The organism is Streptomyces hebeiensis, assembly GCF_052983195.1.
This window is the reverse complement of the sequence record NZ_CM129812.1, coordinates 2690596-2712026: the sequence shown is the minus strand read 5'-3', so window position 1 is coordinate 2712026 and position 21431 is coordinate 2690596. Positions and strand designations below refer to the sequence as shown.

Below are 21431 nucleotides of genomic sequence, written 5' to 3'. Positions count from 1 at the left end.
GCTGTCCCACGGACCCCGCGGAACGGCCGGATGGCGTACGGTGCCGCCCATGCCCAGTGTGCTCGTGGTCGAGGACGACCAGTTCGTGCGCTCCGCCCTCATCAGGCACTTGACCGAGGCGTCGCACACCGTACGGAGTGTCGGCACCGCCCTGGAGGCCCTGCGCGAGGTCGCGCACGTCCCGTTCGACGTGGTGATCCTCGACCTCGGGCTGCCCGATCTGGACGGGGCGGAGGCGCTGAAGATGCTGCGCGGCATCACGGACGTGCCCGTGATCATCGCCACCGCGCGGGACGACGAGACGGAGATCGTACGGCTGCTCAACGACGGGGCGGACGACTATCTGGTCAAGCCGTTCTCGGTGGAACACCTGTCGGCCAGGATGGCGGCGGTCCTGCGGCGGGCGCGCGGCGCCGCCGAGAGCGCCTCGCACGCACGCGTCATCCGGGTCGGCGGACTCGCCGTCGACCCGCTGCGCCGCCAGGCCGAACTGGACGGCGTGGCCCTGGAGCTGACCCGGCGCGAGTTCGACCTGCTGGCGTTCCTGGCGGGGCGGCCCGGCGTCGTCGTACCGCGCAAGGAACTGCTCGCCGAGGTGTGGCAGCAGTCGTACGGTGACGACCAGACCATCGACGTCCACCTGTCCTGGCTGCGGCGCAAGCTCGGGGAGACGGCGGCCAGTCCGCGCTACCTGCACACGCTGCGCGGTGTCGGGGTGAAGCTGGAGCCGCCCCCGCCGGAGCCGCCCGCGGGGCAGTCCCCGTCCCCGGCGCCGTTCCCGCCTTCGGCCGGCGGGCCCGCCGTATGAGATGGGCCGTGGTCAAGGTGGCCCTGGCGGCCACCGTCATGGTCGTCGTGGCCTTCGCCTTCCCCCTCGGTCTCGTCGTCAAGGAGATGGCCAGGGACCGGGCCCTCACCAAGGCCGAGCGCCAGGCCGCCGCCATCGGTCCCACTCTCTCCATCACCACCGACCGCGACGAGCTGGAACGGGCCATCGCCTCCACGGGTTCCGCCGGGCGGATGGCGGTGCACCTCCCGGCCGCCGACGAGCCGGGCGATGAGCCGGGCGACGAGCCGGGCGACGGGCCGGGTGGCGGGGAGAGCGACGGACCGGGCGACGGACCGGATGACCGGCTCGACGACCGGGTCGGCCCGTCCCTCCACATCGGCCGCGGCCGGGCGGCCGAGCGGGACGTGCGCGACGTGCGGCGGCTGGGCCGGGCCTCGCTGGCCGAGGTGGCGGGCGGTTCCGCGGTGCTCCAGCCGACGGCGCTCGGCTCCGGCCGGATCGCCGTCGTGGAGATGTTCGTACCCGAGAACGAGGTCACCAACGGCGTCACCACCGCCTGGCTGGTGCTCGCGGGCGTCGGGGTGGCGCTGATCGTCGGTTCGGTCGCCGTCGCCGACCGGCTCGGCGTACGGATGGTCGAGCCGGCCCAGCGGCTCGCGGGCGCCGCGCACGCCCTCGGCGAGGGCAAGCTCGGTGCCCGGGTGCCCGAGGAAGGCCCCGCCGAACTGCGTTCCGCGGCGGTCGCGTTCAACTCCATGGCCGACCAGGTCGTCCAGCTCCTCGCGAACGAACGCGAACTCGCCGCGGACCTGTCGCACCGCCTGCGCACCCCGCTCACCGTGCTGCGGCTCAACGCCGCCTCGCTCGGCGACGGCCCGGCCGCCGAGCAGACCAGGGCCGCCGTCGAGCAGCTGGAGCGGGAGGTCGACACGATCATCCGCACCGCCCGGGAGGCCAAGCCCCAGACGGCCGCGCCCGGACCGGGCGCCGGCTGCGACGTCTCGGAGGTGGTCCGGGAGCGGATGGACTTCTGGTCCGCGCTGGCCGAGGACGAGGGCCGTACGGTACGCGTCGCGGGCGTCGGCCGACCGGTGCGCATTCCGGTCGCCCGGGCCGAACTGGCCGCCGCGCTCGACGCGTTGCTCGGCAATGTCTTCCGCCACACACCCGAGGGCACGGCTTTCTCCGTCGACGTGCACAACGCCGAGGACGCGGTGATCGTGCTGGTCTCGGACGCGGGCGGCGGCATCGCCGACCCACGTGCCGCGCTGGAGCGCGGTAACAGCGGTGACAAGGAGGGGTCGACCGGGCTCGGCCTCGACATCGTGCGCCGGGTGGCCGAGTCGACCGGCGGGGACGTACGGATCGGGCGTTCGGTGCTCGGGGGCACCGAGGTACGGATCTGGATCGGGCTCGACGGGTGGCGCGGCCCGGACGGAAGGCCCGGCCACCGGCTGCGTCGGCGGGGCCGTCGGCGGGCGTTCATTAAACGATTCCGATGGGCTCCTTAAGAGCGCCATAAAACATCAACTCCCGCCCGGAACAGCCGCTTTGTCCGAGTGCGGCCCGGGTCGGAAGGGCTAACGTGAGGTCACACGGGCTGCTCGCTCGGCCCCTCGCTCCCGTCCCGGCCGGTCTCACATTCCCCCCACCCGGCCGGGGCGGAAGCTCTCCCGAACGGTCCGCTTCGCGCGGGACACCCGGCCCGGCCCTCCCCTCCCCGGCCCGGCCTTGTGCCCCTCCCGGGACTAATGCCCCTCCCGGCACCTGTGCCTCCCCGGCACCGGTGCCCCGCTCGCGATCCGCCCGGGCGATCAGGCGATCGGCTCAGCCGATCGGCACCTCGGGGATCACTCCCGTAGCGGCCAGCCGCGCGTACCACAGCGCACTCGACTTCGGTGTGCGGCGCAGCGTCTCGTAGTCCACGTGCACCGCGCCGAAGCGCTTGCCGTAGCCGTACGCCCACTCGAAGTTGTCGAGCAGCGACCAGAGGAAGTAGCCCCGGACGTCGGCCCCGTCCGCGATCGCGCGCCGTACCGCCGAGACGTGGCCGTGCAGGTAGCGGATCCGGTCCGGGTCGTGGACCGAGCCGTCGGCGGCCGGCTTGTCCGGGTACGCGGCACCGTTCTCGGTGATCATCAACGGCAGGCCGGGCGCCTCGCGCGTGTACCGCATGAGCAGGTCGTACAGCCCGCTCGGATCCACCGACCACCCCATGTCGGTGAGTTCGCCCGGCGCCGGGTGGAAGGCGACGTGGGAGTCGGCGCCGGGCCAGGGGGAGTGCTCGCTGGCGCCGTGGCCGTCGCTGCCGTCGTGCCGGGCGCCGCCCTCGCCGGTCGCGGCCGAGACCACGGTCGGCTGGTAGTAGTTGATGCCCAGCGAGTCCAGCGGCTGGCGGATCGTCGCCGTGTCGCCGTCCTGCACGAAGGACCAGTCGGTGAGGCGGGCGGTGTCCGCGAAGAGGTCCTTGGGGTACGCGCCGGTCAGCATCGGGCCGGTGAAGATCCGGCTCGACAGGGCGTCGACGCGCCGCTTGGCGTCCAGGTCCTCCGGCGAGTTGGTCAGGGTGCGCACGGCGGACGGGTTCAGGCTCACCGACACCTGGCCGCGCGCCGGGAGCACGGAGCGCAGCGCCTGCGTGGCCAGACCGTGGCCGAGGTTGAGGTGGTGGGCGGCGCGCAGGGCGGCGACCGGGTCCGTACGGCCGGGGGCGTGCACCCCGGAGGCGTAGCCCAGGAAGGCGCTGCACCACGGCTCGTTGAGGGTGGTCCAGCGCGTCACGCGGTCGCCCAGCGCCTCCCCGACCAGCCGCGCGTACTCCGCGAAGCGCTGGGCGGTCTCGCGGGCCGGCCAGCCGCCCGCGGACTCCAGCTCCTGCGGGAGGTCCCAGTGGTAGAGGGTGAGGACGGGCTCGATGCCGTGGTCGAGGAGGTCGTCGACGAGTTCGCGGTAGAAGTCGAGGCCGCGCTGGACGGCCGGTCCCCGCCCGGTGGGCTGGACGCGGGGCCAGGAGACGGAGAACCGGTAGGCGTTCACGTCGAGGTCGGCCATCAGCCGGACGTCCTCGGCCCGGCGGTGGAAGTGGTCGACGGCGGTGTCACCGGTGTCGCCGTTCTCGGTCTTTCCCGGTGTATGGCTGAAGACGTCCCAGATGGAGGGGGTACGGCCGTTCTCCCGTACCGCGCCCTCGATCTGGTACGCGGCGGTCGCGGTGCCCCACAGGAAGCCGGGCGGAAAGGTGTCGGACATGGTGCAGCTCCTGTTGACCGGAGGGATGGGGGGTGGGGTGGTGCGACGGTGGCGAGGGGCGCGGCGCCCGGCCGGGGGTGGGCCGGGCCCTCGGCCGGGCGCCGCCCGAGAGCGCCCGTGCGGCTACGGGCCCGACCGGGCTTACGGACCCGGCCGGGCTTACGGACCCGGCCGGGCGTCGCGGGCCCGGCCCGGTGTTACGGGCCCGGACCGAGCCCTTCGGCGGCCATGGGGTCAGCCCTTGACCGCGCCCTGCATGATGCCGCCCACGATGTGCTTGCCGAACAGTACGAACGCGATCAGCAGGGGCAGCGTGCCCAGCAGCGCCCCGGCCATGATCACCGACTGGTCCGGGATGTAACCGCGGCCGAGGCCGGTGAGCGCCACCTGCACGGTGGGGCTGCCGTTCTGGGTGAGCGCGATGATCGGCCAGAAGAAGTCGTTCCAGGCCATCACGAACGTGAGCATGCCCAGCACGGCCATCGCGGGCCGCGCCGCCGGGAACACCACGTGCCAGACGACGCGCAGACTGCTCGCGCCGTCCACCCGGGCCGCCTCGACCAGCTCGGAGGGCAGCGCCCCGATCAGGTACTGGCGCATGAAGAACACACCGAACGCGCTGACCAGGGTGGGCAGGATGACGGCCTGGAGCTGGTCGGTCCACTCCAGTTCGGCGACCAGCATGTACAGCGGTACGACGCTGAGCTGCGGCGGCACCATCATCGTGCCGATCACCAGCAGCAACAGCAGGTTCTTGAACCGGAAGCGCAGCTTGGCGAAGGCGAAGCCGGCCAGGGTCGAGAACAGCACCGTGCCCAGGGCGATCGACCCGGCGACGATCGTCGTGTTGAGCAGCGCGCTGCCCATGTTGGCGTCGGTCCAGGCGATCTCGAGGTTCTTGAAGAGGTTTCCGCCGAACCAGAACGGCGGCGGGGTCTGGGCCAGTCTGGTGTTGTTCCTGGAGGCCGCTATCGCCGTCCAGACCAGCGGGAACAGGGAACCGATCGTGAAGACGATCAGCACGGCGTAGGTGAACCGCCCGGCGTGCAACTGCCGGCCGGCTCCCTTCTTCTTCCCGCCGCCGGACTTGCCCACGGGCCCCTGGGCACCGGTGGTCACGGGTTCGGCGAGTGCGGCCGAGTGTGAAGTCGTCGCCATCTCTCCTCAGCGCTCCTTACGCGTTCTTGCGGAGACGGCGGCCGACGAGCCAGTTCACCGCGCCGATGATCAGCAGGATCAGGAACATCGTCCAGGCGATCGCGGAGGCCCGGCCGAGGTGCAGGTTCACCCAGCCCTGCTCGTACAGGTAGAGCCCGAGCGTCTGGAACTGGTGGTCCCCGCCGCCCGTCGCGCCCGCGTTGCCGTTGAACAGCAGCGGTTCTCCGAAGAGCTGGGTGGCGCCAATGGTCGAGACCACCACCGTGAACAGGATCGTGGGCCGCAGCGACGGGATCGTCACATGGACGAACTGCTGCCAGCGTGACGCCCCGTCCAGCGCCGCCGACTCGTACAGATCGGCCGGGATCGCCTGCATCGCCGCCAGGTAGATCAGCGCGTTGTAGCCGGTCCAGCGCCAGATGACGATCGTCGAGACGGCGATCTGCGAACTCAGGGTGCCGTTCTGCCAGTCGACGGGATCGATGCCCACGAGCCCCAGCGCCCAGTTGATCATCCCGTAGTCACGGCCGAACAGGAGCACGAAGACCAGGGCCGCCGCGGCCACCGAGGTGGCGTACGGCGTGAGCACGGCGACCCGGAAGAACATCGAGCCGCGCAGCTTGTAGTTGAGCAGGTGCGCCACACCCAGCGCTATCAGCAGCTGGGGCACGGTGGACAGCAGCCCGATGGTGACGGTGTTCTTCAGCGCGTTCCAGAAGAAGTCGTCACCCATCAGCCGGGCGAAGTTCTTCAGGCCCACCCACTCCATGTCCGTGGGGGCCGTCAGCTCCACCCGGTGCAGCGAGGCCCAGCCGGTGTAGAGCAGCGGGAAGAGGCCGAAGGCCAGGAAGAAGACGAAGAACGGCGCGATGAAGGCGTAGGGGCTCCACCGCACATCGCGGCGGTACCAGCGGCTGCGCCGGGCCCGGCGGCGGTCCTCGCGCGGGTCGGGGGCGCCGCCGGGCGCCGCGCCGCGCCCGGCCGGGCTCCCGGCCCGGGGGAGGGCCGCGCCCCCCTTCCGGGCGGGCGCGGCGATACGTGCGTCACTGCTGGTCATCGGTCACTTGTCCAGCGCGTTGTCGATGGCCTTGGTCGCGGCCTTCCAGCCGTCCTCGGAGGAGACGCCCTTCTGGTCCACCTGGAGCATGCCGACGTCGCTGATGTTCTGCGAGATCACCAGGTCGCCAGGGCCGACGGGCTGGACCGGCACTCCCTTGGCCGCGTCCGTGAAGATCTGCCCGATCGGCGCGTTCGCGAAGTACGGGTGCTTGGCGCCGGAGACCTGGGGCAGCGAGTAGACGGCCTGCGCGCTGGGGAAGCTGCCGCGCTTCTCGAACAGCTTGGCCTGCTGCTCGGGGGCGGTCAGCCAGACCGCCAGCTTGACGGCCTCCTCCTTGTTCTTGCCCGCCTCGGGCACGGAGAGGAAGGAGCCGCCCCAGTTGCCGGGCTTGGGCGCGGGGGCGACGTCCCACTTGTCCTTGCCCGCGTCGCCGGCCTTGTCCTGGATGTAGCCGAGCATCCAGGGCGGGCAGGTGACGGTGGCGAAGCGGCCGTTGGCGAACGCCTGGTCCCAGGGCGGGGTGAACTGCTGCACCTTGCTGGTCAGTCCGGCCTCGGAGAAGGCCGCGGCGGTGTCCCAGGCGTCGCGCACGGCCGGGTTCGTCTTGTAGACGAGCTTGCCGTCCTTGTCGTAGAAGCGCTCGGCGCTACTGCCCAGCATCGCGTTCATCACACCGGACGCCGCGTCCACGAAGGTGGCGCCCTTGATGTTCTTGGACTTGAACTGCTTGCCCACCTCCAGGTACTTCTGCCAGTCGCCGGCCCACAGCTTGCCGACGGCCTCCCGGTCGGTGGGCAGCCCGGCCTGCTCGAAGTAGTCCTTGCGGTAACAGATGCCGGTGGGGCCGACGTCGGTGCCGAGCCCGACGGTCTTGCCGGCCTTGGTGGTGCCCTGCGCCCACTTCCACGGCAGGAAGTTGTCCTTCTTCACCCCCTCGGCCTTGCCGAGGTCGACCAGCTTGTCCCCCTGGGTCTCGGTGATCTCGGCGACGTAGTTGACCTCGATGGCCTGGATGTCGGCCAGCCCGCTGCCACTGGCGAGGTGGGTGAGCAACTGGGGGCGGTAGTTCTCACTGCGCTCGATGGACGTCTGCTCGATGACGATGTTCTTGTGCAGTTTCATGTACTCGTCGTAAAGGCCGGCCTCCTTGAGGCCGAAGGCGCCGAAGACACCGACCGTGATCTTCGTCTTGCCGCCTGCGTCGGTGCCACCGGAGGGGCCCGAGGAATCACCGTCGTCGGCGCAGCCGGCCAGCAGGCCGGCCCCGAGCGCGGCGACGGTCGCGAGGACCGCCACCCGGCGTGGCGAACGGATACGTGTGCGCATGACGACCTCCTGAGGCACCGACGTACCGCTTCGGCCAACTGCGGCCGTTTTCCCCATCGTTGATCAGGGGACAGTACGGTCGGGAAGTGTGCGGGGCATGTAGGGGTAACTACGGGTGGGAGCGCTCCCATAAGTGATGTCTTGAAGGGTCGCCGGTCGCTGATGGGGTGTCAAGGGACCTGACGACCGGAGAAGAGTCGGTTATCTGTTTGTTGGATTTACGACTGTGGGTCGACGGTGGAGGGTGAACGGCGCACGGGGGGAGCGGAATAAGCTCGTCCGTGTGGCCGGATTCGGTCGCGTGGCGCCGTGCCCGTACGACACGGTCCGGCGCCGCCGTTCCGGCGGCACGGTGTCCGAACGGCGCGCCGGGCCCACCGGGTCCGCGAGTGCGATGGGGGAGGTAGGGATGGTGGCGCGAGGACTGCGTCCGCGCGGCGGGAAGCTGCCCACGCTCGAAGAGGTGGCCGCCCGGGCGGGCGTCGGCCGGGGCACGGTCTCCCGGGTGATCAACGGCTCGCCCCGGGTGAGCGCGGCGACCCGGGCGGCGGTCGAGGCCGCGGTGGCCGAACTGGGATACGTACCCAACAGGGCGGCCCGCGCGCTCGCCGCCAACCGTGCCGACGCGATCGCCCTGGTGGTACCGGAGTCCGAGACACGGTTCTTCGCGGAACCGTACTTCTCCGACATCGTCCGGGGCGTCGGGGCGGCGCTGTCGGACAGCGGGATGCAACTGCTGCTCACCTTCGCGGGCGGCGAGCGCGAACGCCGCCGGCTGGCCCAGTACCTGGCCGCGCACCGCGCGGACGGGGTGCTGCTGGTCTCGGTCCACGCCGACGACCCGCTGCCCGAACTGCTGACCCAGCTCGGCATCCCCACGGTCATCAGTGGCCGCCGCTCGGCGGCCGAACCCCTGCTCTCGGTCGACTCCGACAACGCGGAGGGCGCCCGCACGGCGGTCGCGCACCTGCTCGCCCGGGGCCGTACGGCGATCGCCACGATCACCGGCCGGCTGGACGTCTACGGCGCCGCCTGCCGCCTCGACGGCTACCGCCGGGCCCTCGCCGAGGCGGGCCGCGCCCCGGACGACTCCCTGACGGAGATCGCCGACTTCACCGAGGAGGGCGGCCGCCGCGCCATGCGCGACCTCCTGGACCGCCGGCCGGACGTGGACGCCGTCTTCGCCGCCTCCGACGTCATGGCGGCGGGCGCCCGCCAGACCCTCCGCGCGGCGGGCCGCCGCGTCCCGGACGACGTGGCGCTGGTCGGCTTCGACGACTCGGCGATAGCGCACCACATGGACCCGCCGCTGACCAGCGTCCGCCAGCCGATAGAGGACATGGGCCGCGCGATGGCCCACCTGGTCCTCGCGGACATCGCCGCCCGCGCGGAAGCGGCCGAGCCGGCCCGGCGGAGCCTGGTGCTCCCGACGGAACTGGTGGTACGGGAGTCGTCCTGATGCGGGAGCCGTCCTGACGCCCGGAGCGCCGCCCCGGCCCGTCGGCGGCCCCCGCCGACGGCCTCCCCGCCGTGCCCCTGTGCCCGGTGTCCGGCGATGCCGTGGGCCGGGCTGGTGTGCGCGGAGAGGCGCTCGGCGCAACGGCTGACGCGAGAGAGCGTACGAGGGCGAAGGCGGTCGGCGGTGCGGTGCACGGCCCCGTCGGCAACCGAGGCGGGGCGGCCGTCGGCCGTCGGCCGTCGGCCCGTGGTGCCCTGGAACGCGATCGCCCCCGCGCCGCTCTCGCGGCCACGGGGGCGATCACCAAGGGTGAGTAACGGGACTCGAACCAGTTCCTTTGGCATATTGTGACCTGCGGCGATGCGAAATACCAGGGCAATTCGGCGCAGTTCGATGACGCTGGATGATGCTGCATGCCCTCGGATCCCGGGGCTTGTTCCCGTGGGAACAAGGCTTATTGGAGATCGCCTAAGCCCTGGCTGGATGAGTAGCAAACTCGCTACCCGCAAAGCGGGAACGCGAGAGCGCCCCCGCCTTCGGGCGGGGGCGCTGCTCGGCCACTCCTGCACTCGCCTGGGGGGCGGAGCTTGGAGGGCCGTACTGGGCGGGGTGGGTGTACCCCCGTCTCTCAAGATCAAACAATTCGTGATGCATCGTGAAGACAACTGATCTTCAGGCGGCGAACGTGGGCGGGTGCCATCTCCCCGCCCCACCGAGCGAGTGCTCGCCCGTCGCCGGGAGATCGGAGACCAACTTCGCGCCGCCCGCCTCCATGCGAACCTGACTCAGGAACGCCTGGCCCTTCGTGCTGGCATCACGCTGGGGCAGTACAGCCGGATCGAGCAGGGGCACAGCAGTCCGCTGCTCGACACCCTGATCCGTATCGCCGACGCCATCGGCGTGCCCCTCTCCCACCTGGTGCGGGAAGAGGGGCCCCGGCCGACGCCCACCGGGGATGATGCACGGCCCCGGCCGTGACCCGCGTGCGCTGCTGTGGCGGCACGCGGGAGATCACCAGGGGCGCGGCACCGGCGCCCGGCGAGGCTCCCAGTCCGGCCGCGGGCACACGCTTCGGTGGAGGACCACGTCGGGAGCGGCGGCCGACCCGGTCTCCACGGTGCAGCGGTCGACATCCTGGGGTGCGATCGGCTGATCGCAGCGGGCGCAGAGCATCAGGTCCTCCAGTCAGTGGGGGTGGCCGGCGGGCACGTAGGGCCGGGCCGGGGATGCGTGGGCGGTGTGGTGCATGAGCATCAGGTCCCCCAGGCAGCCCCGGCAGACGAACAGCGGCGTCTCGGCGGCCCGATGGCCCGGTCCGCCGGGGCTCGACATCGTGCCGATCCGGATCGTGCTCAACCCCGAGCGACGGCAGATGAAGCACGGGCCGAGGTGGTACTCGGGCGGGCCGGGAAGGCGGAGCCGGACCGCGATCACGTATCGGCCCTCGGGGCCGGGGCTGAGCCGTACTCCGACAGGAGCCAGCGGCAGTCCATCGCGAGCAGCTGCACGCGTACGTGCGCTTCCAGCACCCCGGCCGGGGCAGTCCTGGTCTCTGTGGCCCGTCGCGCGTTGCCGATCCGGGACACGAGCAGGTACCACTCCCGGCTGCCCTTCCACAGCCTGTCCGCGTGCGCCTGGGCTGCGGGGAGCAGGGCGCGGACGTGGCCGCGCAGTTCGTCTGCGAGCGTCTGGAGCTGCTCTATCGTTCCGGTGGCCCGGCCAAGGTCCGTGGCGCGGTCGAGGGCGGCCTGGATCGCCTCGGTGGCGGGTGCTGGTGCAGCGCTCATGGTCGGCTCCATGTGACGGCTATGTCTCACGTCACATGCTTCAGGGCAGGCAAGACCGGAAGTACCCCAAGCTGGGGTACTTCTGTCGGCGCGTCAGCCTGGCTATTCCAGCCCGAACCAGGTACTCAACGACCGCAGCTCTTCGGTCGTCCGCCGGTACTTCATCGTGAGCAGCAGGGCGGCATCCCGGGCCATCGGCTTGTACCTGGTCACCTGCGGCGCGGCCTTGCGTGCCCGCTGGAGATGCTTCAGCGCATCCTCACGCCGGTCGGCAGCGATGTGCACGCGGGCGACGTTGATGTGGTAGGCGCTCACTCGGGTCGGCGGTACCGACTTCGGCAGCGTCTTGTTCCGGCCGATCACCTCGTCGGCCTCCGTCGCCTGCTGGAGTTCGAGGCGAGCCTGGATCTCGTGGATGGCGACGTTGCCCTGGCCGAAGACGACGCTGTGGTGCCGCCGATCTGCCGCCTCTGGCAGTTGGTCAAGGAGCGCGCGCGCCTGCTCCAGGTGGTGGTCGGTGGCTGCCTCGTCGCGGCAGCGCGACGCGAGGGTGACCTCCCGCAGACGCATGCCGCCGAGGACCGTCACCCACTCAGTACCCCGGCCACGGCCCTCTTCGGCCACGCGCTCCCGAGCTGCTTGCAGCACGCGCAGCCCGGCGCTGTACTCATGCGCGGATTTGAACGTTTCGACCCGCTTGTACTCGGCCAGCGCGACCAGCAGAGGGTCCCCGGCGAGGCTGGCAGACCACCGTAGGCGGTCCTCCACCTGGCCCCGCAGATCCGGATACCCAAGCCGGTAGGTGAGCGTATGCGCCAGGTCGTAGGCGAGCGTCAGCAACCGGGCCGCCTGGCGCTTCTCCTTGCCCGTGCGCAGGTGCACGGACGCAGTCAGCTCCTCCAGGAGTGCGGGGAGGACGCTGCCGAGTCGAGTGAGTCGTCCGTGAACTCGGTGCTCGGTGGCTGTCTTGAGATCGGCGTGCAGCTCAGACAAGGGACGGGGCTGGGTGAACCAATCGCCGGGCAAATCCCAGTGCCTCAACGCGGTCCGCACCTCGGTGATGGGCGCGTGTACCTCTTCGTCCTGCGGTAGCTGGCGGTACGGCTGCCCGGTGAGATCTTCCACGGTGACATGCAGGACGCGGGCAACGCCTGTGAGGACGCTCGGCGTGGGCTGGCGCTCGCCGCGCTCCACTTTTCGGATCGTGCCCAGGGAGAGGTGCGCGTGATCGGCGAGTTGCTGCTGGGTGTAACCGGCCAGTTTTCGGCGGGCCGCCATGCGCGCGCCGATGTGAATGTCGGTGGGCTCGGGCATACTTGGCTCCGTTCTGCGCTGACACTCAGAACGGTACGCCCGGTCGGCTCCGGGCGGACACGCGAAAGCGCCCCTGCCCTCCGTAGAGGACAGGGGCGCTGGCCTGTGGGGCCGTACTATCCGGCCGTGGCAATCGAACTCACCGACGAACTGATCGAGCTTGAGAGACGCTCCTGGGCCGAGCAGCAGGCCGGCGCGCTCACCGTGCCCACGGCACAGGCCGTCCAGGCCGCCATCACAGCACACGCCGAGGCGACTGGACAGAGCCGTACCCAGGTGGAGATGGCGCTCAAGAAGCACGTCCGGCACGCCCCGGACGCGTAGTCCAGGCACAGTGAGGGCGTTCCTCCCGCCAGGGCGCGGGAGGACGCCGCAGCGTAGCGTCAGCTCTGGGTCATGCGGATGAGCGTCAGTGACCTGGTGAGCAGCGTGTACGTCGGCACCGTTGACGGCGCCGCCACCTCGAAGCCCAGCGTGAAGAAGTCCGTGCTGCCGTTGCAGTACGCCCCGGCCGACGCGACCACCTCCGACGACACGTCCGCCGCCAGCGTCGTACCGTTCACCCCGGCCCGACCGAGGATGCTCGAGTTGTTCAGGTACAACACCACCCCCACGTGCGTCGGCACCACCGTCCCGCTGGGTTTCGGAACGGACAGGGAGCCCATCACCCACCAGAACCCCGGCAACTGCGGAATCACCGACGAGCCGCCACCCAGCACACACGCCCCGGTATTGAACTGGAACGTCTCGAACCGCATCGAGTAGCCAGTGCCGCTCACCACGTTGATGACCTTCTGCGGAGTCGTCGCCCACGCCTTCGCCGCCGGCCGCGGGGCCGCCGCGTCGTACAGCGACTGAACATCCGCGTCGACGGCCTTCGCGAGCGCCTCCGTCGCGGCGGGGATGTCGGCTGGGTCGGAGTTGACGCTGTACGGGTAGCCCCGCGGCGTGGATGCGGGCATCAGGCGGGCCCTCCCCAGTCCACGGGCGGCGCATTCGGGTCCGGCTCGGGCTCGGGTTCCGGGTCGGGAGGGGGCGGTGCGTTGTCGTCCGGCGGGATCGGTACGCCGGTCGGAGGAGGCCCGGGAGGCACCACGGGGTCCACTGGGTCGCCGGGCCGGGGCTCGGTCGGCTGGTCGTCGTCGGGGGGTACGGGGATGACCATTACGGGAGTCCAATCGCAGTGCTGATGCGGGTGGCCTGGAGGTTGCGGGCGCCGATGTTGAAGGTGGTCGCCTTGTCGTGGCGGAAGAACACGCTGAGGGTTTCGCCTGCGGTCGGTACCAGGTAGATGCACGTCAGGTCCGGGCGCGTGGGTGACGTCTGCTGCATCCGGAGCGTCTGCCGAGCCGGGTTGGGCCCGTACAGCCCTGTTGTGCCGAAGAGGGTGTAGGTCCCGACCTCGGTTGCCGTGCCGGACGCAGGCAGGTCCAGCCGTGCCGACACGAGGTACACGCCGGGCTGCGTGAACTGGATGATCGTCGGGGACGCCGAGTTCCACATGCCGGCATTGCTGTAGTTCGGTGGCCCCGGCGCCCACGACACGGTCGTGTACGCGCCGACGGTCGCCGTCTGGGCCGTGGTCGAGGTGAGCCGGACGGTCGGCTGGTTGAGCGTGGCGAGTTCCGCGTCGGCCAGGACCTGCATATCGCTGTTGATGGCCTGGGCGAGCGACTGGATCTGGGCCGGGAAGTTCTGGGTGTCGCCGTAGACGGGGTACGGGTATCCGCGGGTGGTGTTGGCGGGCATTCAGTTGACCTCTCTGGCGACGATCAGATCCCATCCGAGGGATCCGGTGGTGCTGATCACGGAGCGCAGGGCGATCCGCATGTAGCCGGTGACCGGGGCGGTGACGGTCCCGGAGAGGGTGGAGAACGGCGGCGGGCTGGGGACGTCGAGGAGGGACGCGATCGTGATGTTGGCCGAGGACGTGGTCGGGTAGAGGTCCGTGGCGTTGGCGAACCACAGCGCGAGCAGGGACGCGTCGGCGTCCTGGGCGGCGTCCCCGGCGTACGAGCCCCAGACGTACGCGGACACGCTGTACACGTCGCCTGCGGTCACGCCGATCGGGTCGGAGTACAGGTACGACTCCGCAGCAGCGTCCTCGGTCAGCGCGGTCACGTACCAGTCGCCGTCCGGTCCGCCCGGGCCCGGGCCGACGGGCGTCCAAGTGGTGGAGCCGGTGACGTCGTACGCCGTCCAGTGGTCGAGGCCGTCGTTGAACGACGGGTTGATGATCTCGTTCGAGGCCGCGCCGGCGAGCGCGTACAGGACGAGCCAGGTTCCGCCCTGCTCCAGCAGAGCCACCAGCTCGCCGGTCCGTACCGGGTTCCGCTTGTCGAACCCGGCCGTGATCGTCGTCCCGCCGACATTCACGGCCACGCTGTTCGGGGTCGCGTCCGTTACCTCGCCCGTGCGGAGCTGGGCAGCAGGCCGCGCCGCTGCGGCGAGGATCTGGGCTGTGGTGTTAGGCACCGGACACCATGCTGACGACCGCCAGCTGCCCTTCGAACGTGACCGATCCGGCGGTGGCGTGCCGGACCACGTTGGTCAGGAAGTCCCCGGCATCCAGGAAGATCGTGGTCTTCAGCTCCTGTGCCTGGTTGGCGATGCCGGTGACCGGGCGGCTGTAGCCCTGCCACACGCCGCGCTGCGTCCCATTGACGACGAGGCGCGTCCGCATGTGCAGAGCGGGGCCCGCGATGAACCCGGTGATCAGATACCAACCAGGCTGCTGCACCACGAAGCCGCCGCGGCCTGTGTCGGTGAGTCCGGCGCGGGTGGTCCACGCGGATGTGGTGTAGGTGACGACAAATTCGCTGCTGGTGGTGGCGAATCCGGTCATGTCCATGCGGCCGGAGGGCGGGTAGGCGATCTGCGCCTCGATGGTGTCGCTGAGCTGCTGGACGTCGTCGTTGATGGCGGTCGCGAGCTGGGCGAGCTGGATGATGTCGCTCGCGTCCTTCTGCACCGGTGGGTCGCACTCGGGGTACGGATAGTGCCTGTTCAGGGTCTGGTCCATGCTCTGTCCCCTTATCCGGTGGTGATGGTCGCGGGCACGAGGGCCCGGCCGCCGATGCTCTGCGCGCCGCCCGTGGTGAGCGGGTAGGTGATCGTGTCGATCACCTGCACCGAGCTGAGGCCGCGGCTCTGCACGCGGGCGACGTCGGCGGGTTCGAGGGAGTAGTCGGGGACGCACGTGATGTCCCACTGCTGGGCCAGCGCCACCCCAGCGCGCAGCTCGGCGTCGCTGAGGGTTTTGGCCTGCGACTGAGTGAGGGGCGTTTGCACCTTGATGACCTGGCCGGTCCGGCCGAACAGGCCGCCGAACCGGGTCGGGCTGCTGCTCACGGTGTCGCGGCTCGTGGACCGCACGGGGCTCGTTCCGTCCGCCCGCTCGGACAGCACCGTCACCGAGTTGGTGACTCCGTCCCGCGTCGAGTGGATCCGGGCCGTCGACAGCAGCCCGTCCGGGCCGTCCGCGATCGTGACGTCCGGGTCGTCCCCGGCGCCCGCGTACGGCGACGCGCGCACGGTGAACGAGCCGTTGCCGAGGGCGTACCAGCGGGCTCCGAGCGCGTCGGCCAGGTCGTCCAGGGCCTTCCCGCGGTCGTCGTCGAACGTCAGCGACCCGGGAACGGGCGCGTCGGTCACGTTGCCGTCGGTGAACGTCGCCTGCGGCAGCGCGTCGAGGATGATGGCGCGGATCTCAGCGAGGCACGAGTTCGGGTTGCGTACGCTCCACAGTTGCTCGAACGGGTAGCCGATGACGTCGGCGGCGAGATCGTCGGCCCGTACGGTCACGGTGCCGTCGTCGTCCCGTTCCACGTCCTGCACCCGGCCGACGAACAGCGGGAACAGTTCCTCGTTGCCGTTGCCGTACTTCAGGCCGCCGGTGATGTGGAGGACGGCCCACTCCGAGGACAGAGGATGGTCCGGGCCGGTCGGCCACCAGCTCTCGGCGAAGCTGAGCGTTGTGGAGCGCGTCACCCGGTTGGTGATCTTTGCAGACACCGAGCCCGTGCTGAACGGCAGATCCCGCACCACCGGCGCCCCCGCCGTGTCCCGGGTCAGCGGTACGCCGTTGATGTCCGTGGACGTCACGTGCACCGCGAGCTGATGCGGGCGCGCCAGAGCCTGCCCGTACAGCACGGACCGCGGCCACACGTCAGGCCACCCCCACCCACGTGCACTGAAGGGACGGCGTGATGCCGGACATGGTGATCGTCGCGGGCAGTGTTGTCTGCGCGGTTGGCCCGTTCGCGAAGCGGGCCGCGGCGACGGCCAGACCGAAGTTCGGGGCGGTCACCGAGTTCGAGGCGCACAGCGCGAGTGCCGGCGGCGTGGTGGCGTTGGTGAGGATCGCGACGTAGTACCGGCCGGGGCTGGCCACGTACGGACTGGTGAGCGGGATGACCTTGTTGCCGGTGGTGGCGAGGGCGGTGGTGCAATCGGCGGACTGGGCGACCCGGGTGCCGGCCGCTGTGTACAGGCCGACGAAGTTCTGCCCGGCTACCCCGCCCGTGGCGGCGGTGCCGACCTCCAGCGCCACCGACGTGATGGTCTCTGCCTGGACAAGCTGGGGCAACTTGACCAGGCGGATGGTGCCGGACGCGGGAGCGGACACGCCGGACGCCTGGACCGGGTCGTAGGCCCACGTGATCAGGCCGTGGTCGTTCGGGTTGAAGCCGCTGTAAGCAAGCTGCGCGACTGCGGCGTTGAGTGGCGGGCCCCATGCAGGGGCGCCGATGGTCGGCTGGGTGATGCTCACGTCTCACTCTCCGTATGGTCCGTCGCCGTACAGGCCGTCTCCGTAGCCGCCCTGGTCGTCCGGGCTGCCGCACAGCAGTTGCTCGGAGGCGACGTCGTCCCAGGTGCCTCCGGCCGCGACCATGTCCCCGAAGGTCGGGTAGGCGGCCTTCACGGCGCACCAGTTCGCGCACGCTGTGCCCTGCTTCGGGCCGACCGGTGCGGCGACGACGGTGTAGGGGACGGTCCACAGCCGGTACGGGCGCCGCTGATCGTCCCCGAGCCGGGCCTCCTTGACCTGGCCGGGCTGGACGTAGATGTCGCCCTGCCCGTACACGGGCGGGAGCTGGAGCAGGAGCGGGCCGCCGTACGTCAGCAGGTCGTACGCCTTCTCTTTAGCGGCCAGGGTCCGGGTGAGGAACTGGAAGCTCCCCTCATGGTTCTTTCGGCGCGCGAACACGGTGGCCGGCGTCTCGGAGCCGGTGATGGGCAGCAGCGTCACGTCGTCGTCCCGCGTGATTTCGCCGAGGCCGACCCACACCAGCTCAGGGGACGGTGTGCCGCACGCATCGTGCGCCTGCGGGCCCGTGCCGCAGAAGTCCATCTCGAGATCGGCCCACGGCCTGAGCGGGTCCTTCACCCACACCGACGGGGGCTGTTCGAGCTGGATCGGTCCGGCGATTAGCGTCTGCGTGGCCTCCGTCCCGGGGTGCCCGACGGCCCGATACCAGAAGTCGACGCCGAGCGGGGCGCCGGTGTCGTAGTAGTGCGCGGTCTGCGCGAGGAGCGGGATGGTCTCCAGGAAGTCCCACGGCCCGGACGCGCCGACGGTGGAGCGGTAGACGTCGCAGGTGGTCTGGGTTCCGGTGGTGCCGCCGTAGGCGATGCGCACGTGGACGTACGGGTTACTCATCGGCGTACCCCCTGGGCGAGTTCACGGTCACGGGTGCGCAGGCTGCTGTCGACGCGGGTCGTGACGTACCGGTCGACGGCCTCGTTGCCGATGGACACGTACACCGTCGGGGCTTGCGGAGTCAGGACGCCCCGGAACCCGAAGTCCGCTGCGCCTGGTGTGACCATCGCGGGCACAGCGAGGGTGATCCCGCCAAGCTGCCGCTCCAGCGCAGGCACGGAGTCGGCGATGCCCTTCATGAAGCCGTCCATGATGGACCGGCCGGCGGGGATGAGGATGCGCCGGTCGAGGTCCTCCGGGCCCTTCCAGTCGGGGAGGCGGGAGGTGATGCTGCCCAGCGTGTTGATCAGGCTCGGGATCATGGAGTTGATGCCGGTGATGAGGCCGCGGATGATGGCCTGCCCGATCCCGATGAGGATCTGCCCGGCGCCCGGCAGCGCACTGCGGATCTGGCCCGGGAGTCCCCGGATGCGGCGAACCGCCTCATTGATCATGCGGACGGTAGCGTCGATGAATCCCTGCGCCATGCGGCGCGCGTTGCCGATGATGTCGCTGGCCATTCGGAGAACGGCGTCTGCCGCTTTCTGTCGAAGGGAGACAAGGGCCCTTCCTGCGTCTTCGACAAAGTTCACCAAGATTACTTTGGCGTATTCCACGGCTCCTGAGAAGTCGCCGCTGAGTAGCGCCGCTGTCGTTTTCAACCCCGGAATGACATACCTGTCGAGGAAGCGGGTGAGGAGTTGGAGGCCGAAGTTGACGAGTCTCACGAGGAACGAGATCACGTCCTCGATTATGGGCAGTATCCGGTCGACAAACATGATTTGAAGTTCGAGCCACTTCACGATCAACGGTGTGAGTTCGACGAGCAGCTCCCCGAGGGCGGTGGCGAGGTCTGACAGGGATGGGCCCAGTTCGTCAAGTGTGTCCGTGAGGAGCGGGAAAAGCCGCTCCGCAAGCTCGGTGAAAAACGGGAGCACTTCCTCCAAGATGCCGGGCAGCTTCTCAAGGACCGGCGTCAGTTGAACGCCCAGATTATCCGCGACTTGCTGAGCGAATGGCGCCATCTCCTCGAAAATGTTCCCCAGGGTCTCGAAGAGAGGATTAAGGGAGGGCAGGATGTCCGCAAGGAGTTCCCCGGCTAGCTCGATAAAAGGTTCCAGGACGGGAAGCATTTTCCCGAAGGACTCGGCAAGCGTCACCAGGACCGGCCCGAGGGCATCCAGGACCTCCCCGAGTGATCCACCGAGGACATCGATCAAATGCTGTACCGGCGGGGCAAGCTCCTCAATCACTGGCCCCAGGATTGCCAGCGCCTTGATCAGCAGCGGTGCAATGTTCGTCGCAAGCGTGCCCATGGTGTCGGTCAGTGCACCAATAGCACGCTGAAAGCCCTCGCTGGAAGTCGCAAGAGCCAGAGCGCCTGTGATCTTCTCCAGAGTGCCGAACAGACCGTCACCCTGCTCCCCGGCCGCGGACATCACGTTGCCGACGATCGTGAAGACGTTCCCGGCGATCCGGCCAAGCTGAGCGATCGCGTCGACAGCACCGTCGATCGCCTTCTCTAGCGCCCCTGACTCAAATGCCTTGGTCAGCTTCTTCGAGACCTCGTCCGCGACTCGGGCCACCGCCTCGGTGACACGGTCGAAGGCAGGGGCAGCAGCAGCGGCCAGCTGCCCGAACGCTGTGACCACCAGACCCGGTGTTTTCTCCAAATTCCGGAGCCCCTGATTGGCCCCCTTGAGGGCAATACCGAGGGTGCCGTCCTTACTCAGCTTGATGGCGGCGTTCGCGGCCCCGATCGCCATGTTGTTGAGGGAGTCGGCTGAGGAATTCAGCGACTTCCGGACGTTCGGAAGGACGGAGGTGCTCAGCTCCTTCAGCTTGCCGCTGAACCCGTCGAAGAATCTGTTCTGGACCTCCTGCTGGATGTCTTTGAGGGCGCCGCGCATGCTGTTCAGTTCGGTCACGAACTTGCGGGCTTCCGGGGCCAGTTTCTCCAGTGCCTTGGCCAGGTCCTCCGGCTTGGCCTCCGGGTCGAAGGCCGCCTCGATTGCATCGGATACGCCGATCATGGCCAGCTTCACCGCGCCAGAGGCGGACTGGATCGCCAGCATGCCGGTCGTCGCCAACGCCGCCGCGGGCAGCAGCTGCTCCACCGCCGTGACGACGCTCGCGATCAGCGGCGCCGCCGTGCCGGCCGCAGCGCCCGCCGTCCCGAGCGTCGTTCCGAAGCCGCCGACCGCGCCCACAGCACCGAGCGCAGAGCGTGCGAGCCGGTTGGTGGAGTCCTCGGCCTGGCGTAGCGACGCGTCGTCCACCTCCACGTCGATCGTGATGTCCGGTGTCGTGGCCTGCGCCACGGCCACGACGCGCTGGAGTTCGCTCCGGACGGTTCGCAGCGTCTCGGGCCCGTCGAGGACACCCTGGAGCGTCAGCGGGTCGACGGCGTTCCCGGAGGTAGCGGCTTGGGTGACCCGGTTCAGGTCGGACCTGAGCCGCCGGAGGGTGTTCTGCTGGTTGAGGACGGCATCGAGGTCGATGTCGTCCGCGCCGGCCGCCGCCGCGGTGACGGCGCGGTCGAGGTCGCGGTTCAGGCGGTCGACGCTCTGGGTCAGGTCGAGGGCGGCCTGGACGTCGACATCGGGGGCGCCGTTCTCGGCGATGGTGATGATGCGGTCGAGGTCGCGTTCCAGCTCGGGGAGCGCCCGGGTCGCGTTGATGATGAGGTCAACTTCAGCCTCCGATGCCATGCTGCTTCACCTCCCTCGTCAGGCCATGCCGGGCATGTTGCGGGCGGCTTCGACCATCGCGTCGAAGTCGTCGCCCTCGTCCCACGAGTCCTCGAACCCGGCCGGCGGCACAGCAAGCTGTGAATCGACCTTGAAAACGTCCTCTTCCTTCGCGTTCCGGGTGATCAGCGTGTAGACCGCCGCGCACCACTCGCCCGCCGACCGGGCCCACGGATCGACTCCGGCGAGCAGAAGATGGCCCAGTACGGACGGCTCCGCGCCGAGGGTGAGGAGCCGGTACGTCTCCCACCACGGTCGGCCGCCCACCGCCGTGAGCGCGGCGTACGAGCCCTGCGCCGCCTCGTCCAGGGCGAGGTGCCCGGTAGCGAGCTGACCGAGCAGCCACGCCCGGCCGGTCTCGTCCGCCACCCGCATCAGCGCCAGCGAGGGCCGGGAGTCGGCCAGCGCCGTCAGCCACGCGCCCGCGGTCCGGTACGGGACCGTGACTAGGTGCTCTGCCACTTGGACGGTGACGGGGCTGCGGGAGATCACGGCGAGAGGGTCAGTCACTGGACTGCCCGGCGAGCTGGTGGAGGACGTCGACCAGCTCGGAGAACTCCACGGCGCCGAGGAGGAGCTGTTCGTTCATCCACTTCCAGTTGGCCTCGCCGACGGCCGCGCGGAGGACGGTCCGCATCGCGGAGACGATGGCGGCCCCGCCGTCTTCCTTGGCCATGGTGATCGCGACGAACTGGCCCTCGGTGACGCGCTTCCCGCGCAGCGTCTTACCAGCGAAGGTGAAGTTGAGGGGCAGCTCGACCCGGTTCGGCTGCGGAACGGACGGAGCAGCGGAGGCGCCGTCCCCGATCGTCGTGGCGATGTCCAGCGTGTTCATGG

At 70.0% G+C, this 21431-nt stretch carries 22 protein-coding genes; 5 read left to right on the top strand and 17 right to left on the bottom strand.

The window, feature by feature from the left end; translation table 11 throughout:
- The first annotated feature begins 49 nt into the window (after positions 1–49).
- Positions 50–808 carry a response regulator transcription factor gene (locus ACU6P3_RS11715; protein ID WP_447197085.1) on the top strand — a complete coding sequence of 253 codons (759 nt, stop codon included), beginning with the start codon at positions 50–52 and terminating at the stop codon, positions 806–808.
- Positions 805–2301 (top strand): HAMP domain-containing sensor histidine kinase, encoded by a 1497-nt coding sequence (locus ACU6P3_RS11710; RefSeq protein WP_447197084.1) that lies wholly within the window; start codon positions 805–807, stop codon positions 2299–2301. The genes ACU6P3_RS11715 and ACU6P3_RS11710 overlap by 4 nt, the downstream gene beginning before the upstream one ends.
- A 316-nt stretch (positions 2302–2617) precedes the next feature.
- On the opposite strand, the gene ACU6P3_RS11705 is transcribed toward ACU6P3_RS11710, so the two are convergent.
- From ACU6P3_RS11705 to ACU6P3_RS11690, 4 genes are all read right to left on the bottom strand, one after another.
- Positions 2618–4039, bottom strand: coding sequence for a glycoside hydrolase family 1 protein (locus tag ACU6P3_RS11705; protein ID WP_447197083.1), 1422 nt, complete (start codon positions 4037–4039; stop codon positions 2618–2620).
- A 234-nt stretch (positions 4040–4273) separates the two neighbouring features.
- Positions 4274–5197, bottom strand: coding sequence for a carbohydrate ABC transporter permease (locus ACU6P3_RS11700; RefSeq protein ID WP_447197082.1), 924 nt, complete (start codon positions 5195–5197; stop codon positions 4274–4276).
- 16 nt (positions 5198–5213) lie between these two features.
- Entirely contained in the window at positions 5214–6254 is a 1041-nt protein-coding gene (locus ACU6P3_RS11695; protein ID WP_447197081.1) for a carbohydrate ABC transporter permease, read from the bottom strand.
- A 3-nt stretch (positions 6255–6257) separates the two neighbouring features.
- Positions 6258–7583: an ABC transporter substrate-binding protein gene (locus tag ACU6P3_RS11690; RefSeq protein WP_447197080.1), complete on the bottom strand. Its 1326-nt coding sequence runs from the start codon at positions 7581–7583 to the stop codon at positions 6258–6260.
- Between the two features lie 409 nt (positions 7584–7992).
- On the opposite strand from ACU6P3_RS11690, the gene ACU6P3_RS11685 reads away from it, so the two are divergent.
- Together ACU6P3_RS11685 and relB are read left to right on the top strand one after the other, a co-directional pair.
- Positions 7993–9042, top strand: a complete 1050-nt coding sequence (locus tag ACU6P3_RS11685; protein WP_447197079.1) for a LacI family DNA-binding transcriptional regulator — start codon at positions 7993–7995, stop codon at positions 9040–9042.
- Between the two features lie 693 nt (positions 9043–9735).
- Entirely contained in the window at positions 9736–10020 is a 285-nt protein-coding gene (gene relB, locus ACU6P3_RS11680) for a type II toxin-antitoxin system RelB family anti-toxin (RefSeq protein WP_447197078.1), read from the top strand.
- Between the two features lie 207 nt (positions 10021–10227).
- On the opposite strand, the gene ACU6P3_RS11675 is transcribed toward relB, so the two are convergent.
- The 3 genes from ACU6P3_RS11675 to ACU6P3_RS11665 all read right to left on the bottom strand — a co-directional run bounded on the left by ACU6P3_RS11675 (position 10228) and on the right by ACU6P3_RS11665 (position 12143).
- Positions 10228–10476: a hypothetical protein gene (locus ACU6P3_RS11675; RefSeq protein WP_447197077.1), complete on the bottom strand. Its 249-nt coding sequence runs from the start codon at positions 10474–10476 to the stop codon at positions 10228–10230.
- The gene (locus ACU6P3_RS11670; RefSeq protein WP_447197076.1) at positions 10473–10829 is read right to left on the bottom strand and encodes a DUF6415 family natural product biosynthesis protein; all 357 of its coding nucleotides are present in this window, start codon (positions 10827–10829) and stop codon (positions 10473–10475) included. Before ACU6P3_RS11670 ends, ACU6P3_RS11675 begins: the two co-directional genes overlap by 4 nt.
- A 102-nt stretch (positions 10830–10931) precedes the next feature.
- Positions 10932–12143, bottom strand: coding sequence for a helix-turn-helix domain-containing protein (locus ACU6P3_RS11665; protein WP_447197075.1), 1212 nt, complete (start codon positions 12141–12143; stop codon positions 10932–10934).
- Positions 12144–12269: 126 nt separating this feature from the next.
- Here ACU6P3_RS11665 and ACU6P3_RS11660 point away from each other — a divergent pair, with 126 nt between their 5' ends.
- A complete protein-coding gene (locus ACU6P3_RS11660; protein ID WP_447197074.1) occupies positions 12270–12467 on the top strand; it encodes a hypothetical protein in 198 nt (65 codons plus the stop codon).
- A 59-nt stretch (positions 12468–12526) separates the two neighbouring features.
- Here ACU6P3_RS11660 and ACU6P3_RS11655 read toward each other — a convergent pair whose 3' ends face one another.
- The 10 genes from ACU6P3_RS11655 to ACU6P3_RS11610 all read right to left on the bottom strand — a co-directional run bounded on the left by ACU6P3_RS11655 (position 12527) and on the right by ACU6P3_RS11610 (position 21429).
- Positions 12527–13105 (bottom strand): hypothetical protein, encoded by a 579-nt coding sequence (locus tag ACU6P3_RS11655; protein WP_447197073.1) that lies wholly within the window; start codon positions 13103–13105, stop codon positions 12527–12529.
- 202 nt (positions 13106–13307) lie between these two features.
- Complete coding sequence (locus ACU6P3_RS11650; protein WP_447197072.1) at positions 13308–13892, bottom strand: hypothetical protein; 585 nt, start codon at positions 13890–13892, stop codon at positions 13308–13310.
- Complete coding sequence (locus ACU6P3_RS11645; protein ID WP_447197071.1) at positions 13893–14618, bottom strand: hypothetical protein; 726 nt, start codon at positions 14616–14618, stop codon at positions 13893–13895. It lies immediately after the preceding gene.
- Complete coding sequence (locus ACU6P3_RS11640; protein WP_447197070.1) at positions 14611–15165, bottom strand: hypothetical protein; 555 nt, start codon at positions 15163–15165, stop codon at positions 14611–14613. Before ACU6P3_RS11640 ends, ACU6P3_RS11645 begins: the two co-directional genes overlap by 8 nt.
- 11 nt (positions 15166–15176) lie before the next feature.
- Positions 15177–16310, bottom strand: a complete 1134-nt coding sequence (locus ACU6P3_RS11635; protein ID WP_447197069.1) for a DUF5047 domain-containing protein — start codon at positions 16308–16310, stop codon at positions 15177–15179.
- A 1-nt stretch (position 16311) separates the two neighbouring features.
- Positions 16312–16914 carry a hypothetical protein gene (locus tag ACU6P3_RS11630; RefSeq protein WP_447197068.1) on the bottom strand — a complete coding sequence of 201 codons (603 nt, stop codon included), beginning with the start codon at positions 16912–16914 and terminating at the stop codon, positions 16312–16314.
- A 3-nt stretch (positions 16915–16917) separates the two neighbouring features.
- On the bottom strand, positions 16918–17805 hold the full coding sequence (locus ACU6P3_RS11625; protein WP_447197067.1) for a hypothetical protein: 888 nt from the start codon (positions 17803–17805) through the stop codon (positions 16918–16920).
- Positions 17802–20555, bottom strand: coding sequence for a phage tail protein (locus ACU6P3_RS11620; protein ID WP_447197066.1), 2754 nt, complete (start codon positions 20553–20555; stop codon positions 17802–17804). The genes ACU6P3_RS11625 and ACU6P3_RS11620 overlap by 4 nt, the downstream gene beginning before the upstream one ends.
- Positions 20556–20573: 18 nt before the next feature.
- Positions 20574–21086: a hypothetical protein gene (locus ACU6P3_RS11615; RefSeq protein ID WP_447197065.1), complete on the bottom strand. Its 513-nt coding sequence runs from the start codon at positions 21084–21086 to the stop codon at positions 20574–20576.
- Between the two features lie 10 nt (positions 21087–21096).
- On the bottom strand, positions 21097–21429 hold the full coding sequence (locus ACU6P3_RS11610) for a hypothetical protein (RefSeq protein WP_447197064.1): 333 nt from the start codon (positions 21427–21429) through the stop codon (positions 21097–21099).
- Between the last annotated feature and the right edge of the window lie 2 nt (positions 21430–21431).